Genomic DNA, 13,338 nt, shown 5'->3' with positions numbered 1-13,338 from the left:
ATATGGAATGAACCATTTAAAAGGAATACACCATATAACAGCAATTACTAGCAGTGCAGAAAAGAACTATGAATTTTTCACTTATGTTTTAGGTATGCGATTAGTTAAGAAAACGGTCAATCAAGATGATATTCAAACCTATCATTTATTCTTTGCAGATGATAAAGGCAGTGCAGGCACAGACATGACATTCTTTGACTTCCCCGGGATTCCGAAAGGCGTACACGGTACAAACGAGATTTCAAAGACATCGTTCCGTGTACCAAGTGATGCTGCGTTAGACTATTGGGTAAAACGTTTTGATCGTCTAGAAGTTAAACATACTGGAATCAAAGAACAATTTGGCAAGAAAACTCTTTCTTTCGTTGACTTTGATGATCAACAATATCAATTGATTTCAGATGAATTCAATAAAGGCGTGGAATCTGGCACACCATGGCAAAAAGGTCCAATTCCACTGGAATATGCCATTACGGGTTTAGGTCCTGTTTTTGTTCGTATTGCGAACTTTGATTATTTTAAAGAAATGATGGAAAAGGTTCTATTATTTAAAGAGACAGATAAAGATGGTTCCTTCCACTTATTTGAAGTGGGAGAAGGCGGAAATGGTGCCTCAGTCATTGTAGAATATAATGCGGTTCTTCCTGAAGCCCGACAAGGATTTGGTACGGTTCACCATGCAGCATTACGTGTAGAGGATCGTGCTGTTTTAGAGGAATGGATTGAACGGTTGAGTGGTTTTGGATTCCAAACATCCGGTTATGTAAATCGTCACTTTTTTGAGTCATTATACGCAAGAGTTGCACCGCAAATATTATTTGAGTTCGCTACGGATGGCCCTGGTTTCATGGGAGATGAACCTTATGAAACGCTGGGAGAAAAATTATCTTTACCTCCATTCTTAGAGCCAAAACGTGAAGAAATAGAAAAATTAGTTCGTCCAATTGATACAGTAAGAAGTACAAAGGAATTCATCAAGGAATAATAGGAATTATTTCACAATTGGATGGTTTTTAAAGGAGAGGAATAGGAATGAATAGTAAAATCATGAAAATACAAAAATTAGGATTTCCATGGGAGACAGAAGACCCGTTCCTTATGACCGTGCATCATAAAGATGCATATCCTTCAGGAAATGATCAGCAGGGTCCTAACGCTTCATTGGAAGGCAGAAATCTTGGTGAGGATTTTACGTTGCGTGATGGTTTTAGAATGTATCATGGCAAAACGGTTCCGGGATTTCCTGTACATCCCCACAGAGGTTTTGAAACGGTAACTGTCGTTCTTGAAGGTTTGATTGATCATTTTGACTCATATGGGTCCACAGGAAGATTTGGGAATGGGGATGTTCAATGGATGACAGCAGGAAAGGGCAGCCAGCATTCTGAAATGTTTCCTCTCGTCCATCAGGACAAAGGCAATCCACTTGAATTCTTTCAGATATGGCTGAATTTACCTGTAAAAGATAAATTCGCTGATCCTGAATATAAAATGTTATGGGCTGAGGATATACCGGAAGTACAATCGGCTGATACAAATGGACAGAAAACGACCGTAAGACTGATCGCCGGAAATGTGATGGGCCAGTCTAGTTTAGAACCAAACGCTGCTTCTTGGGCAAACGATAAAAATCATCATGTGGGAATCTGCGTTATTCATATGATGCCAGAAGCAGTCTTCGTCCTGCCCGCAGTTTCAGCGACAATGACAAGAAATTTATACTATTATCAGGGAGATACACTAAATATTGACGAAACAGCGATTGAAACGAACCATCGTGTAAAGCTCGCTGGTGATCAGGAAGTTACGATTACAAATGGATCTTCTGAGAGTTATATGCTGCTCCTGGAGGGTGAGCCAATACAAGAACCTGTCATATCCTATGGACCGTTTGTCATGAATACTGAGCAGGAAATTCGCGATGCATTCAAGGATTATCAAAATACACAATTTGGAGGCTGGCCATGGGACCGTCCTGATCCTGTAAATAAGCGTGAATCAGGAAGATTCGCACGCTATGCGGATGGAAGAGTTGAAAAAAGGTAACCACTACTGGTGCATAGTTTTATATGAAAAAGACTCAGTTCACTATTGGACTGAGTCATTTTATTAATGAGGAAACTTCTGATTTGTCTTTCATCGACCTTTATGAATAATGATTTTTTGGGCAGGTAGCCTGGAATGAATCCTTTATCCCGCAAAAAGAGTTTCATCTCCAAACGGGTCCTATGTAATCAACAATTCAAATAAAAAAGCAGCAAAAAAAATAAGCGGAGGTTTTCCGGTTATGCAAAGAAATTTCATCAATTTTCATGTTTTTCGAATCAATAGGCGGAATATCTCCGTCTATTTAAGCTTTTTTTTATGATAATTACTAATTAAGCGGAATTTCTCCGTCTATTTATCAGCATGGGTGCTAATTAATGGTGCCTGTCACCACTTGAAGTATATCGAAATAATATCGAAGGTGAAAGTGCACTATTACTGACAGGAGAGAAGCCATTTATAAGGCTTCTCTCCCTTTTTATTCCTAAGCTATATTTTCCATTCTAATCGTAAAATGCATATCTTCATCACTGACGTTTAATAATCTTTCCAGCACAGCCAGTTTAGTCTTTGCTTCTTTGACTTCAAATCCATTAACGATATTTTCCTTCTTTAAGTTACTTATCATTTCAGTAACTGCTTGTTTAAAAGTTGGTGAATCAACAAATAAATACTGAATTAATTCAATGGCTGCTTCTTTTTCCTTCTCATTTTTGATGGCAAAAATACTTTGAACATCAGGCTCTACTATGAAAAGAGATTGTAAATCTTCAGAAATTCTTATATTTACGTAACTTTTCTTCGTTCCATAATATTCATGATCCCTAATCCGAATTAGATCCAAACCAATCATAAATTCATAAAAAGGATCATTATTATCAAGATTACGAAACTCATTAATGCTAATATTTGATGTTTCTTCTATAAAAATTTCTTTTTCAAATCTAGTTTGTATTACTTTTGATTCTAACATATTCATGTCCCTTACCTCACTTCTAAAATAGTTTTATATAAAAAGTAACATGTATACTTTAAGTAACCTAATTGTATTATAGTAAACATGAGTAAATAAATCAATTAAAGTTACGTGGGATTATGTCGGAATGCTCCTAAATAATTTAGAAACACCAAACGATTACTATATCTATCGGGTACGAAAATAAAAGGATGGGTCTGGAATTAAGCGCTTTTAGCTAATAGTTGGGAATATCAATATGGAGAGTAATTGTGACTTTTCACCATTAAAGCAAAATTTGGAGGAAGGTGTTCATTAGGTGAATTTATTGATTGACTAAAGACCTGTGATGCACTTCTACTATAAAAAATGTTAGCACAGACCAAGGCCTGGGTCTGTGCTAATAATTATTTTATGGTAATAAAAGTAACTCCTGCTACTGTTGCGGTGCTGAAGGAGTTGAAATACTTTGTAACGCCTGTTCTGCCTCGTTTGCAAATTGATTTTGTACTGCTAGGTCACCTAAAGCAACCATCCCTACTATTTGTCCATTTTCGATTACCGGCAAACGGCGAATTTGCTGCTGTGCCATAATGTTCGCAGCTTGATGAACATCCATATCAGGTGTACCTTGTACGATTTGTTGTGCAGTCATAACTTGAGATACTGGTGTTTGTGCATTTTCTCCTTGTGCTGTCGTACGAAGGGTAATATCACGATCCGTTACAATTCCAACCATTTGCCTGTTGTTATTTACTACTGGGATAGCTCCAATATTATATTGGCTCATTAACGCTGCAGCTTCCTGTACGGTCTGTGTTTCGTTAACAGTAACAATATTTGCTGTCATAATATCTCTTAATTGTGCCATGAAATTACCTCCAAATTATATTTACCTTTATAGGATAGGGAACATTGGCGCTATTATTTATGGTAATTTTTTTCTTTATATAAGCTGCACCATTATTTTATTATTTACGGTTGACTTATGAAGTAGTTGGTATATAATAAAGGTATCTTCAATTCGAGATAATTTGTTTCAAGATAACTTGAGCTGAGATAAAAGGGAACGCTGGTTGGATAGAAGTGAAATGGACTAAAAAATATAAGGGAGTGTTAATAATGGTAACTTTATATAATACACCTAGTTGTGCTTCATGCCGAAAAGCAAAAGCTTGGTTTGATGAACATCAAATTCCTTATAAGGAAAGAAATATCCTTTCTGAAAAGCTTACATTAGATGAGATTAAGAATATTCTTCACTTCACAGAGGATGGCACCGATGAAATTATCTCAACTAAGTCAAAAGCATTTCAGAAGTTAAATATAAATATTGATTCTCTTTCACTCCGTGAATTATATGCAATCATTAAAGAAAATCCCGGGGTATTAAGGAAACCGTTAATCCTTGATGAAAAGAGACTACAAGTAGGGTTTAATGAAGAGGAAATACGTAGCTTTTTGCCACGTTACATGCGTATATTTCAACTTGATGAAGTCCATAGCTTTACTGAAGAAGCTCAATAGAGGAAGTGTTTCTGCATTTGCAATAATATCGAGTAAATAACGTATTCAATAAGGATATTTAAAACAGGAGGTGTAAACATGGAAAGGAAATGTACAAACCAGCCATTTTTACTGTTAATGCAAACCTCAAAAGCCATTCAGGAAAGAATAAGAGATGAAATGTCCAAAAATAAACTTAGTATTACCGAGTTCTCTGTTTTAGAAGTGCTATTCCACAAAGGAAAACAAACCATTCAGCAAATTGGAAGTAAAATCCTGATCTCTAGCGGTTCGATGACGTATGTTATTGATAAACTTGAAAAAAAAGGGATACTAAAAAGAAATGACTGTAGAGAAGACAGGCGGGTTATTCATATAACCTTAACGGCTGAAGGAATTGAGATGATGGAAAGCATCATGCCGAAGTATCAAGACATGATTGATTCAATTTTTGCTGATTTAACAGATAATGAATCACAGTTGTTAGTCGACTCCTTAAAAAAGGTTAGTAACAGAGTGTGATGTATATTTTTTTAGTTGATATCTCGAAATCGAGATAAATAGAAAGCAGGAGGAAAATAAAATGATGAGTATTGGATTATTAATTATAAGGGTAGTAATTGGTGTGTCATTCATGGCTCACGGCGCACAGAAATTATTTGGCTGGTTTGGCGGTTACGGCTTAAAGGGTACAGGTGGCTGGATGGAATCCCTTGGTATGAAACCAGGTGTGATGATGGCCCTTATGGCAGGATTAGCAGAATTAATGGGGGGATTATTGTTTACATTAGGACTTCTTACACCCCTTGCAGGAATCATGATTGCAGCTACAATGGTAATGGCGATTATAAAGGTTCATGCTGCTAATGGTTATTGGGCAACACAAAATGGATATGAATATAACCTGACATTAATAGCAGTGGTAATTGGTATAGCACTAATTGGACCAGGTCAATATGCATTAGATGCTTTTTTATTCTAATATATCTCGGATTAGAGAATCTTAATTTAGGGGTTTTATCGATAATTTAAATAAAAATAAGACACCATAATATAAAAAGGAGTGTTTTAAAATGAGTAAGAAAACAATGGGTATTCATCATATTACTGCTATTGTTGGTCATCCACAGGAGAATGTTGACTTTTATGCAGGTGTTTTAGGATTGCGCCTAGTGAAACAAACGGTAAATTTTGATGACCCTGGTACCTATCACCTCTATTTCGGAGATGAAGGAGGAAAACCTGGAACCATCATCACCTTCTTTCCTTGGGCTGGAGCCCGTCCGGGAACAATCGGTGACGGTCAAGTAGGAGTCACCTCATATGTTGTTCCTAAAGGTTCCATGGTATTTTGGGAAAATAGATTAGAAAAGTTTAAAATACCATTTACTAAAATGGAACGATTCGGTGAGCAATATTTGGAATTCGATGATCCACATGGTCTTCACCTTGAAATTGTTGAAAGAGAAGAAGGAGAAGTGAATAATTGGAACTTTAACGGCGTTACACCAGAAGTTGCCATCAAAGGGTTTGGCGGGACCACTCTATTATCATCACAGCCTAGTAAAACGGCAGATTTGTTAGAAAAAGTTATGGGGCTTGAATTCGTTGGAAAAGAAGGAGATTTCGCCCGTTACCGGTCTTCGGCTGATATCGGAAATGTCATTGACCTAAAATTAACTACGATTGGACGGGGACAAATGGGTGTGGGTACTGTACATCATATCGCATGGCGTGCAAGCGATGATGACGATCAACTGGAATGGCAAAAGTATGTTGCCGCCAATGGTTACGGTGTCACTCCTGTACAGGATCGAAACTATTTCAATGCGATTTATTTTAGAGAACATGGGGAAATCTTATTTGAAATTGCCACTGATCCTCCAGGCTTTGCCCATGATGAGTCCGTAGCGACAATGGGAGAAAAATTAATGCTGCCTGCACAGTATGAACAACACAGAGAACAAATTGAACGCGGGTTGCTGCCTTTTAAAGTTAGAGAATTAGATTAATTATTCGAAAAGGAATGATGTCATGCTTTCAATTGATCCGGCCTCATTGTCTGAAAGAGAAAATTATAAATTTCTAATCGGCAGTATTATTCCAAGACCGATTGCTTTTGTTACCACGCTTTCGAAGGATGGAAGTTTAAATGGTGCACCTTTTAGTTATTTTAATATTGTTTCTTCAAATCCCCCGATGATTTCGTTATCGATTCAGCGAAGAGAGGGGCAGTACAAAGATACAACGAGAAATATCAACGAGTCAAAAGAATTTGTGATTCACATCGTAGATGAACAGAATGTTGAAAAGATCAATCAAACTGCAGCAAGTCTGCCTCCTCATCAAAGTGAAATAGAAATGGCTCAATTAACGCCAGTGGAAAGTGTCAAAGTCTCTGTACCTGGTGTAAAAGAAGCCAAAATTCGAATGGAATGCCTTTTAGAGCATTCCCTTGAATTAGGTGGAGTGGATTCACCGGGTTGTGATCTTTTAATAGGGAGAATTGTTCAGTTTCATATCGAAAATGACCTATATGATAAAGGAAGAATTGATCCTAGGGGATTAGCAGCTGTTAGCAGATTGGCCGGTAATAATTACGCCAAAATCGGTGAGATTTTTGAAATAGAAAGACCTAAATAATCTCTAGGTGAACACTTTGGAGAATTTCTTAATAGAGGGAGATCAATAATGAAACATATATTCAATAAGGGACAAAATCCAACAAAACCAACTTTTCTTATGCTGCATGGAACAGGAGGCAATGAACTAGACCTGCTTCCGCTTGCAGGAATGATTGATGATGAGGCAAACGTACTAAGCGTTCGTGGGAATGTTTTAGAAAATGGCATGCCTCGTTTCTTCCGCAGATTAGCTGAAGGTGTATTTGATGAGGAAGATTTAATTTTTCGAACAAAGGAATTGAACGAGTTTCTAGATGAAGCCGCTGAAAAGTATGATTTTGACCGCGATAATATTCTCGCCATCGGCTACTCGAATGGAGCAAATATTGCTGCGAGTTTATTATTTCACTATCAGCATGCATTAAAGGGTGCAATTCTTCATCATCCAATGGTGCCTCGAAAAGGAATGGAACTTCCTGATTTAACTGGAAAATCAGTATTTATTGCAGCGGGGACGAATGACCCGATTTGTTCTCCAATGGAATCAACAGAGCTTCAGTCATTATTAGAAAAGGCAAATGCGAAGGTAGAACTCCATTGGGAAAATAGAGGTCATCAATTAACCAGTCAAGAAGTAGAAGCAGCAGCAAATTGGTATCGAAAGCATTATATAACGAAATAATATAACTTAAAGGGAAGACTCAACGGAGAAAAAAAGAACGGCTTAAGACTGAATGGAATTTTAAAAGAGAGAAATAATAGGAGGTGTTACAAATGGGTTTCTTGTCTCGTTTATTTGGAAATGCAACTGAAAAGGAGGAAGAAAAAATGACAAATGTAAAATTAGCGGTGATTTATTACAGCATGGGTGGCACAAATTATCAATTATCAAAATGGGCCGAGGAAGGTGCAAAGGAAGCGGGTGCTGAAGTAAAAGTATTAAAAGTACCTGAACTTGCTCCACAATCAGCCATTGAAGGGAATCCCGGTTGGAAAGCACATGTAGATGCAACCAAAGATGTACCAGAGGTTAAATTGGATGACCTAGAATGGGCAGATGCGATTATTTTCAGTGTGCCTACCCGCTTTGGTAACATGCCAGCTCAAATGAAGCAATTCTTAGACACAACTGGCGGTCTTTGGTTTAATGGCAAGCTAATGAATAAAGTTGTAAGCGCAATGACTTCCGCACAAAACCCTCACGGTGGTCAAGAAGCAACGATTTTATCACTTTACACAACCATGTATCATTGGGGTGCCATTGTAGCGGCTCCTGGTTATACGGATCCAGTAACATTCGGAGCTGGAGGTAATCCATATGGAACAAGCGTTACAGTAGGTCAGGACGGTAAAATGATTGAAGATGTACAAGCTGCTGTAAAACATCAAGCAAAGCGTACAGTAACAGTTGCAGAATGGGTAAAAAAAGCGAATCAATAAAATTTAAATGAATAAAAAAGTCTGATGGGGTCATTCCATCAGACTTTTTTATTAGTTATTTACTTTCTAAAACAGGAAATATCTACTATGGCGGTTCTATTGACTAGAGTACTAGATTAATATATTATTAATTCGAGATAAATGATTTAAAAATAGTAAATTCCGAGATAAAAAGGAGAGTTATATATATGAATGTTTTAGTAGTAAAAGCAAACAACCGTCCAGCTTCAGATGCTGTATCAAGTAAAATGTATGAAACTTTTATGGAAAACTTAGAGGGTGTGAATGTCACAACTTTCGATGTTTTTGCTGAAGATATGCCTTACTTTGGTCAAGATTTATTCAATGCATTTGGTAAAGTTGAATCAGGCGAGGAAATGACGGATCTAGAAAAACGTCTTCTAGCTGCAAAACAAAAAGCAATGGATGCTCTTACAGCTGCTGACTTAGTGGTATTCGCATTCCCATTATGGAACTTAACAATCCCAGCACCATTACAAACGTTCATTGATTATGTATACCAAGCTGGTTTCACTTTCAAGTACGATGAAAATGGTCAAGCTGTCCAATTAATGACACACAAAAAAGCAATTATCCTAAGTGCACGCGGCGGCGTTTATTCAACACCTGAAGCAGCACCAATGGAAATGTCTGCTACTTATATTAAAAACGTTGTTGGTCTTGTATTCGGTATGGAAATCATTGACGAAGTTATTATTGAAGGGCATGCAGCAATGCCAGCTCAAGCTGAAGCGATTATTGCTGCAGGATTAGAAAAAGTAAAAGAAGCTGCAAAGAAATTATCACCAGTAGCAGTATAATAATGAAGGAAGGCGCTTGGAAATATTCCAGCGCCTTTCCTTATATCCTTTATTCGAAGTGTCGATTAATATTTTGACATGTTTTGATAAGGGCAGTAACGAGCTTATCCTCATTCCCATAAAAACGTGTAGATGGGAGTGGAATGGAGACTGCACTCCGATTGCCCAATCGATCTACTACAACAGCCCCGACTGCACATATTCCTTCAATATGCTCTTCTCTTGAAAAAGCAACTCCATCTCTTCTGGCCGTTTCTAGCTCCTTTAACAATTCATCCCGATTCGTAATCGTTTTATCTGTATACTGTTTAAGCTGTTGCGGCAGCAGGTTTTCAACTTCAGTTAAAGGCAGTGAAGCGAGAATGGCTTTTCCGTTTGCTGTGCAATGCAATGGAAAAGAGGCACCAGGCTGTGATGTTGCCTGCAGGGGATGAGCCGCGATAATTTGATCAACAAATAGTACCTTACCGTTATCTAATACAGATAGGTCGACCGTTTCATTGATCATATTTGAAAGCTGGATTAAAAATGGTCTAATTTCTTCTCTTAAATCACTATGTACAGCGCCAGCAAGCCTTGCAATCTCAGGCCCAAGGCGAAATCCTCTGTTAGCAGAAGCAGGTGTTACTAGGTTTTCTTGTTCTAGTGCGGCTACAATTCTTTGGACAGTTGACCTTGCCAGGTCCACTTCTCTTGCAATCTGTGTAAGGCTTAATCCTTTTGGGTGCTCTCTAAGTGTCCGCAGTATATTAGCCGCACGTGTAATAACCTGGATACTGGATGTCTTATTTTGATTTTGGTCATCGATGTTCAAGATAATTCCTCCTTCCTTTCAAACATAATAGCCTAATTTAATTCCAGCAAATAGTGTAAAGACATAAATACATATAGTAATAATAACAAAATTATGAAGAAAGAATAATTGACAGGTTCTTTAATTATAAATTATACTTTAATTAACCACAATACGATACAATTGTACCACATTGTGGTTAATTATTATGGATGATAACTTTGTTAAATACGAATGTTAATAAATATGATAACGAAAATAAATAGAGAGTTAATTCTGAAGGAGAGCGGTTGTAATGAAAACGGAATTTGGGTTTGCTATTGTTGGAACTGGTCTCATTAGTACAACGCATTATGAGCAAATTTCAGCGATTGAAGGAGCAAAAGTGGTTGCTATTTACTCTCGTAAGGAGGAAAAAGCAAAATCACTTGCGGAAAAAGCAGGTGCAGATTGGTATACAGATTATCAAGAAATGCTAAAGAGAAAAGATATTGATATTGTATCGATTATTACACCAAGCGGTACTCACGCTGATATGGCAATAGAGGCTGCACGGGCAGGCAAGCATGTAATCGTTGAAAAGCCAATGGATATTTCCCTTGAGAAAGCGCAGCAAATGATCGATGTATGCCGTGAACATCATGTTAAACTAAGTATTATTTCACAACATCGTTTTGATGCATCGGCTGTGAAGATTAAAGATGATATTGATTCAGGACGATTTGGAAAAATGGTCCTTGGGCAAGCCGCTGTGAATTGGTATCGTCCTCAAAGCTACTATGATACTAGTAAGTGGAGAGGGACATTGAAAATGGATGGGGGCGGCGTCTTAATCAATCAATCCATTCATACGATAGATTTATTTCAGTATTTCATGGGTGAGGTAGAAAGTGTATACGCGCATATAGCCATATTGGCTCATGAAGGAATTGAAGTGGAGGATGTGGCTGTTGCCACAGTGAAATTTAAAAATGGCGGGTTAGGAACCATTGTTGGAACTACAGCTGCTTATCCAGGCTTGTCAGCCCGCTTGGAGATTATCGGAACAACAGGTACAGCAGTGATTGAGAATGATCAATTAATGAAGCATTATCTAAGAAATCCAAATAATGAAAGTGAAGCTATTAACTTAGCTGGTATTGAAAAGCATAATGGGGGAGATTTCGATCATGCGTCTGTTAACCCTGCAGCACTTGATGGCGCTTCTCATCGTTTGCAGTTTATCGATATGATAAATGCTATACAGGAAGATAGAGAACCGCTTGTAAATGGTGAAGAGGGATTAAAACCACTAAAAATCATATTAGCTATTTATCAATCCGCACGGACAGGACAGCCTGTACAAATAGAGAGTCTCTAACAATCCCGTAACCATACTAAAGTCTTAACCTCAAATGGTTAACTAGTGACATATAAAATAAGCGGAGATTTTCCGATTAAGCTAAGCAAAATTGCCCATTTCCACGTTTTTCAAGTAAATAGTCGGAAATCTTCCGTCTATTTAAGCCATTTTTAGTGCTATTTTCTAACTAAGAGGAATTTTTCCGCTTATTTAACAAACTCGTTTTAGCATCTAATGAACTTGTACAACTTACGGGTGGTTTCGTGAAAATAAAATTTAAAAAAGGCTTAGAAATAATAGCATCTCTAAGCATTTTTGACAGTGAAGGATTTGATTTGATCTGCGATTTACCGTTTTGCACCTCACAAGTAAACCAGTATTAAATTAGAGAGGTTTTAATTCATAACCATTTATCTGCCCATGCTTCTAAAGCTTTGAGCGATTGTCCAAGTTCTGTCCCTTTTTTGGTTAAAGAATATTCGGTCCGTACAGGACGGTCTGCAATTACATTTCGCAATACAATTCCATTGTCCTCGAGCTCTTTCATCCGTTCATTTAATACTCTTTTACTTAAGTCTGGTATAAAGGTATGGATTTCACTAAATCTTTTTGGCTCCTCCATTAATGCGTGAATGACAAGGCCAACCCACTTTTTTCCTAGTATATGATAGCATTCTTCAACTTTGCTGCATAATTTATTTTCTGTATCCATTCACAAATCCCCCTAAAGTACCCTGGTTATTTTTAATAACTATATATTTATATTAGCAAACCAAGTAATTAAAATAAAGTATTAACTGGATTATTATTACCAATCAGGTCAATAACGTGACTTTTAGTTCACAAATTTGACACGGAAAAATTGACAATAATTTTAAAAACCAATCTATTGACATGGTAATTAAACATTTTTTATACTTAAAATAATCATATAGTGGTACACGTGTATCGTTATGTGGTTAACTAAAAAGTGAATGAGCATTTACTTAAAATGAAATGATGGTCTTGAAGGTCTAGTTTTTTAAATATTGGTCATTAACAAAAGAAAAGGAGCTACTAAAATGATTAGAGTAGTTTGCAAGGCAAAGCTTAAACCGGGGGTAAATCTTGAAGAATATTTAACTCTTGCTAGAGAAGTTGTGACAGAAACCAGAAAAGAAAAAGGATGCATGATGTATACTCTTCATGAAGATATCCATGATCCATCCATTCTTACAACGATTGAAGAATGGGAGAATGAAGAGGTTATCAATCAACACAATAAAAGTGAACATATCATGAAATTTGTTCCAAAGTTGAGGAGATTGAGAGAAAGCACAGAAATCAACCTTTATAAAGAAGTGAAATAATTAATTATGAACAGGTAGCGGCTGTTTTAGTATAAAAAAATGTAAAGGTGGGAGAAAAAATGATTAAAGGGATTAATCATAAAGGTTTTCATGTAGTAGATATGGAACGCTCATTGGACTTTTATTGCAATAAGCTTGGTTTTAAGAAAGCGTTTGAATTGAATCATCCAAATGGTGAACCGTGGATTGTCTATGTAAAAGTAGCGGATGAGTGTTTCATTGAATTATTTTATGGAGGTGCTGAGGGGGTTAAGAACAGAGCAGACCACATCTGCTTCGAGGTCGATGATATCCATGAAGCAGCGGATCAATTGAAGAAAAAGGGAGTTTCTTTAGAAGTTGAAATTTCTCAAGGCAGGGCTCTGAATTACCAATTCTGGGTAGTAGATCCTGATGGAAATTGGCTCGAGTTTATGGAGATGAATCCTGAATCCCCACATATGAAAGGCTAAGCTGGATGAA

17 protein-coding genes are annotated in these 13,338 nt (G+C 37.1%); 13 read left to right on the top strand and 4 right to left on the bottom strand.

Annotated elements, in window-relative coordinates; all coding sequences use genetic code 11:
- The first annotated feature begins 7 nt into the window (after positions 1-7).
- Both MLOOGBEN_RS21365 and MLOOGBEN_RS21360 read left to right on the top strand, forming a co-directional pair.
- Complete coding sequence (locus MLOOGBEN_RS21365) at positions 8-985, top strand: ring-cleaving dioxygenase (protein ID WP_179160294.1); 978 nt, start codon at positions 8-10, stop codon at positions 983-985.
- A 47-nt stretch (positions 986-1,032) separates the two neighbouring features.
- On the top strand, positions 1,033-2,046 hold the full coding sequence (locus MLOOGBEN_RS21360; RefSeq protein ID WP_179160293.1) for a pirin family protein: 1,014 nt from the start codon (positions 1,033-1,035) through the stop codon (positions 2,044-2,046).
- A gap of 484 nt (positions 2,047-2,530) precedes the next feature.
- Here MLOOGBEN_RS21360 and MLOOGBEN_RS21355 read toward each other — a convergent pair whose 3' ends face one another.
- Positions 2,531-3,025, bottom strand: a complete 495-nt coding sequence (locus MLOOGBEN_RS21355) for a hypothetical protein (RefSeq protein WP_179160292.1) — start codon at positions 3,023-3,025, stop codon at positions 2,531-2,533.
- A 412-nt stretch (positions 3,026-3,437) separates the two neighbouring features.
- Entirely contained in the window at positions 3,438-3,872 is a 435-nt protein-coding gene (locus MLOOGBEN_RS21350; RefSeq protein ID WP_179160291.1) for a CBS domain-containing protein, read from the bottom strand.
- Between the two features lie 251 nt (positions 3,873-4,123).
- Here MLOOGBEN_RS21350 and spxA point away from each other — a divergent pair, with 251 nt between their 5' ends.
- The 8 genes from spxA (at position 4,124) to MLOOGBEN_RS21310 (ending at position 9,392) form a co-directional block, all read left to right on the top strand.
- Positions 4,124-4,528, top strand: coding sequence for a transcriptional regulator SpxA (spxA, locus tag MLOOGBEN_RS21345; protein ID WP_179160290.1), 405 nt, complete (start codon positions 4,124-4,126; stop codon positions 4,526-4,528).
- 78 nt (positions 4,529-4,606) lie between these two features.
- On the top strand, positions 4,607-5,029 hold the full coding sequence (locus MLOOGBEN_RS21340) for a MarR family winged helix-turn-helix transcriptional regulator (protein ID WP_179160289.1): 423 nt from the start codon (positions 4,607-4,609) through the stop codon (positions 5,027-5,029).
- Between the two features lie 61 nt (positions 5,030-5,090).
- Positions 5,091-5,489 (top strand): DoxX family protein, encoded by a 399-nt coding sequence (locus MLOOGBEN_RS21335; protein ID WP_179160288.1) that lies wholly within the window; start codon positions 5,091-5,093, stop codon positions 5,487-5,489.
- 91 nt (positions 5,490-5,580) lie between these two features.
- Complete coding sequence (locus tag MLOOGBEN_RS21330; RefSeq protein WP_179160287.1) at positions 5,581-6,519, top strand: ring-cleaving dioxygenase; 939 nt, start codon at positions 5,581-5,583, stop codon at positions 6,517-6,519.
- A gap of 22 nt (positions 6,520-6,541) precedes the next feature.
- Positions 6,542-7,150 carry a flavin reductase family protein gene (locus MLOOGBEN_RS21325; RefSeq protein WP_179160286.1) on the top strand — a complete coding sequence of 203 codons (609 nt, stop codon included), beginning with the start codon at positions 6,542-6,544 and terminating at the stop codon, positions 7,148-7,150.
- Between the two features lie 48 nt (positions 7,151-7,198).
- Positions 7,199-7,813: an alpha/beta hydrolase gene (locus MLOOGBEN_RS21320; protein WP_179160285.1), complete on the top strand. Its 615-nt coding sequence runs from the start codon at positions 7,199-7,201 to the stop codon at positions 7,811-7,813.
- 92 nt (positions 7,814-7,905) lie between these two features.
- Positions 7,906-8,571: an NAD(P)H:quinone oxidoreductase gene (wrbA, locus tag MLOOGBEN_RS21315; protein WP_179160284.1), complete on the top strand. Its 666-nt coding sequence runs from the start codon at positions 7,906-7,908 to the stop codon at positions 8,569-8,571.
- Between the two features lie 188 nt (positions 8,572-8,759).
- Positions 8,760-9,392 carry an FMN-dependent NADH-azoreductase gene (locus MLOOGBEN_RS21310; RefSeq protein ID WP_179160283.1) on the top strand — a complete coding sequence of 211 codons (633 nt, stop codon included), beginning with the start codon at positions 8,760-8,762 and terminating at the stop codon, positions 9,390-9,392.
- A gap of 49 nt (positions 9,393-9,441) precedes the next feature.
- On the opposite strand, the gene MLOOGBEN_RS21305 is transcribed toward MLOOGBEN_RS21310, so the two are convergent.
- Positions 9,442-10,206 (bottom strand): IclR family transcriptional regulator, encoded by a 765-nt coding sequence (locus MLOOGBEN_RS21305; protein WP_218781273.1) that lies wholly within the window; start codon positions 10,204-10,206, stop codon positions 9,442-9,444.
- A 274-nt stretch (positions 10,207-10,480) separates the two neighbouring features.
- Here MLOOGBEN_RS21305 and MLOOGBEN_RS21300 point away from each other — a divergent pair, with 274 nt between their 5' ends.
- Positions 10,481-11,545 carry a Gfo/Idh/MocA family protein gene (locus MLOOGBEN_RS21300; protein WP_179160282.1) on the top strand — a complete coding sequence of 355 codons (1,065 nt, stop codon included), beginning with the start codon at positions 10,481-10,483 and terminating at the stop codon, positions 11,543-11,545.
- A 382-nt stretch (positions 11,546-11,927) separates the two neighbouring features.
- Here MLOOGBEN_RS21300 and MLOOGBEN_RS21295 read toward each other — a convergent pair whose 3' ends face one another.
- A complete protein-coding gene (locus MLOOGBEN_RS21295) occupies positions 11,928-12,239 on the bottom strand; it encodes a winged helix-turn-helix transcriptional regulator (RefSeq protein ID WP_179160281.1) in 312 nt (103 codons plus the stop codon).
- A 349-nt stretch (positions 12,240-12,588) separates the two neighbouring features.
- On the opposite strand from MLOOGBEN_RS21295, the gene MLOOGBEN_RS21290 reads away from it, so the two are divergent.
- Positions 12,589-12,876, top strand: a complete 288-nt coding sequence (locus MLOOGBEN_RS21290; RefSeq protein WP_179160280.1) for a putative quinol monooxygenase — start codon at positions 12,589-12,591, stop codon at positions 12,874-12,876.
- Positions 12,877-12,935: 59 nt separating this feature from the next.
- Positions 12,936-13,328, top strand: coding sequence for a VOC family protein (locus tag MLOOGBEN_RS21285; RefSeq protein ID WP_179160279.1), 393 nt, complete (start codon positions 12,936-12,938; stop codon positions 13,326-13,328).
- Positions 13,329-13,338: the final 10 nt, after the last annotated feature.

Source organism: Bacillus sp. EB106-08-02-XG196 (genome assembly GCF_013396335.1).
Classification (GTDB): Bacteria; Bacillota; Bacilli; order Bacillales; family Cytobacillaceae; genus Neobacillus.
The sequence above is the reverse complement of the archived record's forward strand: the minus strand, read 5'-3'. Positions and strand labels throughout refer to the sequence as shown.

Excerpts from the sequence above, each read along its gene's own strand:
- MLOOGBEN_RS21325 (WP_179160286.1), top strand. The coding sequence starts at position 6,542 with ATGCTTTCAATTGATCCGGCCTCATTGTCTGAAAGAGAAAATTATAAA.
- MLOOGBEN_RS21350 (WP_179160291.1), bottom strand. The coding sequence starts at position 3,872 with ATGGCACAATTAAGAGATATTATGACAGCAAATATTGTTACTGTTAAC.
- MLOOGBEN_RS21335 (WP_179160288.1), top strand. The coding sequence starts at position 5,091 with ATGATGAGTATTGGATTATTAATTATAAGGGTAGTAATTGGTGTGTCA.
- wrbA (WP_179160284.1), top strand. The coding sequence starts at position 7,906 with ATGGGTTTCTTGTCTCGTTTATTTGGAAATGCAACTGAAAAGGAGGAA.
- spxA (WP_179160290.1), top strand. The coding sequence starts at position 4,124 with ATGGTAACTTTATATAATACACCTAGTTGTGCTTCATGCCGAAAAGCA.
- MLOOGBEN_RS21330 (WP_179160287.1), top strand. The coding sequence starts at position 5,581 with ATGAGTAAGAAAACAATGGGTATTCATCATATTACTGCTATTGTTGGT.
- MLOOGBEN_RS21365 (WP_179160294.1), top strand. The coding sequence starts at position 8 with ATGAACCATTTAAAAGGAATACACCATATAACAGCAATTACTAGCAGT.
- MLOOGBEN_RS21320 (WP_179160285.1), top strand. The coding sequence starts at position 7,199 with ATGAAACATATATTCAATAAGGGACAAAATCCAACAAAACCAACTTTT.
- MLOOGBEN_RS21355 (WP_179160292.1), bottom strand. The coding sequence starts at position 3,025 with ATGAATATGTTAGAATCAAAAGTAATACAAACTAGATTTGAAAAAGAA.
- MLOOGBEN_RS21285 (WP_179160279.1), top strand. The coding sequence starts at position 12,936 with ATGATTAAAGGGATTAATCATAAAGGTTTTCATGTAGTAGATATGGAA.
- MLOOGBEN_RS21310 (WP_179160283.1), top strand. The coding sequence starts at position 8,760 with ATGAATGTTTTAGTAGTAAAAGCAAACAACCGTCCAGCTTCAGATGCT.
- MLOOGBEN_RS21300 (WP_179160282.1), top strand. The coding sequence starts at position 10,481 with ATGAAAACGGAATTTGGGTTTGCTATTGTTGGAACTGGTCTCATTAGT.
- MLOOGBEN_RS21295 (WP_179160281.1), bottom strand. The coding sequence starts at position 12,239 with ATGGATACAGAAAATAAATTATGCAGCAAAGTTGAAGAATGCTATCAT.
- MLOOGBEN_RS21290 (WP_179160280.1), top strand. The coding sequence starts at position 12,589 with ATGATTAGAGTAGTTTGCAAGGCAAAGCTTAAACCGGGGGTAAATCTT.
- MLOOGBEN_RS21360 (WP_179160293.1), top strand. The coding sequence starts at position 1,033 with ATGAATAGTAAAATCATGAAAATACAAAAATTAGGATTTCCATGGGAG.
- MLOOGBEN_RS21340 (WP_179160289.1), top strand. The coding sequence starts at position 4,607 with ATGGAAAGGAAATGTACAAACCAGCCATTTTTACTGTTAATGCAAACC.